At 46.0% G+C, this 2,953-nt stretch carries 3 protein-coding genes; all 3 read right to left on the reverse strand.

Features of this window, described 5'->3' with window-relative positions:
- A partial coding sequence (locus tag RCH62_RS08400; protein ID WP_306475023.1) for a heavy metal translocating P-type ATPase occupies positions 1–2,156 on the reverse strand: 2,156 nt, incomplete at its 3' end.
- Positions 2,157–2,166: 10 nt separating this feature from the next.
- Positions 2,167–2,538 carry a cupredoxin domain-containing protein gene (locus tag RCH62_RS08405; RefSeq protein WP_070595497.1) on the reverse strand — a complete coding sequence of 124 codons (372 nt, stop codon included), beginning with the start codon at positions 2,536–2,538 and terminating at the stop codon, positions 2,167–2,169.
- 18 nt (positions 2,539–2,556) lie between these two features.
- Positions 2,557–2,952: a CopY/TcrY family copper transport repressor gene (locus RCH62_RS08410; protein WP_049471883.1), complete on the reverse strand. Its 396-nt coding sequence runs from the start codon at positions 2,950–2,952 to the stop codon at positions 2,557–2,559.
- Position 2,953 lies beyond the last annotated feature (1 nt).

Genomic DNA, 2,953 nt, shown 5'->3' on the forward strand with positions numbered 1-2,953 from the left:
GCAAGACCTGCTAGTTCTGGATTGAGGGTCAATCCCAGTCCTACAAAGACTCCAGCAGCAATTGGAATCCCAAGGATATTGTAGATAGAGGCCCAGAAGAGATTGAGTAAGATCCTGCGGAAGGTCTTTTGACTCATGTCAAAGGCGCGCACAACGCCAAGCAAATCATTTTGCGTGAGCACGATGCCACCGGACTCGATCGCAATATCCGTTCCAGATCCCATAGCGATCCCCACATCTGCGATCGAGAGAGCTGGAGCATCATTGATCCCATCTCCAACAAAGGCAACCTTGCTAGCTTCTTGCAGTTTTTGGATGGCGCTAGCTTTTTCTTGAGGAAGGACATCAGCAATGACGGTGTCAATTCCCACTTGCTTAGCAATAGCTTGGGCCACCCGTTCATTATCCCCCGTTAACATGACCGTTTTCAAGCCCCGTTCTTTGAGCTTTTTGATCGCTTCTTTTGAGCTGGCCTTCGGAGCATCTTGAATGGCAATCAAGCCAATCACTTGCCCATCCACAGACAAACTGATCACTGTTTTGGCCTGCTCTTGCAACTCTACCATCCGTTTTTCAAGCTCCGGATCCATCGCTGTCCCGTCATGAAGTTTGCCATTTCCCAAGGTCACCAACTGCTGGTCGATCTGTCCTTGGACCCCTTTTCCTTCAATCGCTTGGAAGTTTTCCACAGGGGATAATACCAAACCTTTTTCTTCTGCTTGGGATAACACCGCTTGGGCTAGTGGATGTTCTGAAAAAGTTTCAAGACTAGCAGCCAGTGTCAAGACACGCGCTTCATCTCCTACAACATCGGTTACAAGTGGTTGGCCAATGGTAATAGTCCCTGTCTTATCAAACACAACGGTTTGAATCTTTTGCACTTCTTGAAGAACTGTTCCATTTTTAATCAGAACCCCCATCTTGGCACTACGGCCGGTTCCGACCATCAGGGCTGTTGGGGTTGCTAAACCAAGGGCACAAGGACAGGCAATAATGAGGACAGAGACTGCATAGAGCATGGCCTCTTGAAGCGACGCGCCCAGAAGCACGGACCAAACCCAGAAAGTCGCAATGGCCAAAATCGTCACCACTGGAACAAAGATACCTGAAATCTTATCCGTCAAATCTTGAATAGGAGCACGACTGGATTGGGCCATTTTGACAAAGTCCACAATTTGAGATAAGAGGGTCTCACTACCGACTTTTTCAGCCTTAAAGAGAATGGTCCCATTGCTGTTGATAGTGGAGCCGATAACTGCATCACCAACTGATTTTTCCACAGGCAAGCTTTCACCTGTCACCATCGACTCATCAATGGTCGTACTTCCTTCTACAATCGTCCCATCAACCGCAATCTTTTCCCCAGGACGGACCCGAATCAAGTCATCAATTTGGATATCTTCTGCCGCCACCTCGACATAGTTCCCATCACGGAGAACTTGAGCCGTTTTTGCCTGCAAATCCAACAACTTTTCCACAGCCTCGGAGGCATTGTTACGCATCCGTTCTTCAAAGATTTGCCCTAAGAGGATAAAGAAGATGATAAAACCCGCAGCCTCAAAGTATACTGGCTGACCAGTAAAAAGGGCAAATACACTATAGACATAGGCTACCAGGGTTCCAAGAGCTACCAAGGTATCCATATTGGAATGGTGCTTCTTAAATGAGGCCCAGGCACTCTTGATAAAAGGAACTCCTGCTACCAACATGATCGGTGTTGTCGCTAGAAAAGTCCCCCAGCGACTGACTGAATGGGATACAAATCCTGCCATCATCCCGATCATCAAGATCAATAAAGGAAGAGTAAAGATACTAGTAATCCAAAAGCGACCCAGTAAACCTAAGACACGACGGCGTTTTTCCACAACCGTGTAGGAACCCTTTTGCATCTTCATTCCACATGAAAACTCGAAGTCCCCTGTTTCTGTCGGGGTAAAGGATATCACCTTATCCACACCGACTTCCAAAGGCTCTAAAATCCCCTGATCTTCAAACAAAATTTCCTTGTAACAGCCGGAAGGATTGACCCGATGGAAGGTGATTTCAGCAGGGATCCCTTTTTGAAGTTGAAATTCCTTTGGACTATAGCCTTTTTCTGCTGTAATACGGATCTTTTGCACTCCGTTTTCCACAACTGCTTTTTGTTTTTCTACCATACCTACTCCTTTATTCCACAATCATGTGACCATGCATCATGTTCATTCCACATGAATACCCATATTCGCCCGCTTTTTCTGGCGTAATTTCAATGACATGTTTTTCACCTAAAGGCAAATCTTCATGAACGCCAAAATCTGGAAAGATCACTTGAGCCAGACATGAAGATGGATCCTTGCGATTAAAGATGATCCGGGCTGGAACATTCTTTTTCAGGACAATGGTTTCAGGCGAATAGCCCCCCATGACTTCGACTTCAATTTCTTGATAACCTGATTTCTGACGAGCGTGGCCGCTTACCTTTTCATGCTCTGCAAAGAACCACCAAGCAATAAAAGCAACCCCAAGTAAACAAACAATACTAATTAACAATCCAAACATAGAATTTCCTTCTTTCTATTACATACAATTGCAAGGGACTGTTTCGACAGCCTCTGCTTTCTTTTCTTCCAGGACCTGCTGCAGCTGATTAAGATCTGCAAGCGTAAAGTCACTCTCCTGAATCAAGTTTTCAAGCACCTGGACAATTCTTTTTGAGCAAACCTTGTCTTTCACCTCCTCAACCACCAAGTCTAAACTTTGGTCCTGCTTCAACAAAGCCGAGTAGACAAAGGCTTTGCCAGATTTTTCTCTGGTCAGACAGCCTTTCTCCACCAAGCGCGTCAAGAGGGTCTTGATGGTCGAATTCGACCAGTCAAAGCGCTCGGACAAGACGGCGATCAAATCCGTGCTGGTCTGCTTGCCTTCCATCCAGATAATCTTCATGATGCGCCATTCCGCATTGGAAATTTGCATG

Source organism: Streptococcus sp. (assembly GCF_030825805.1).
Lineage (GTDB): Bacteria > Bacillota > Bacilli > Lactobacillales > Streptococcaceae > Streptococcus.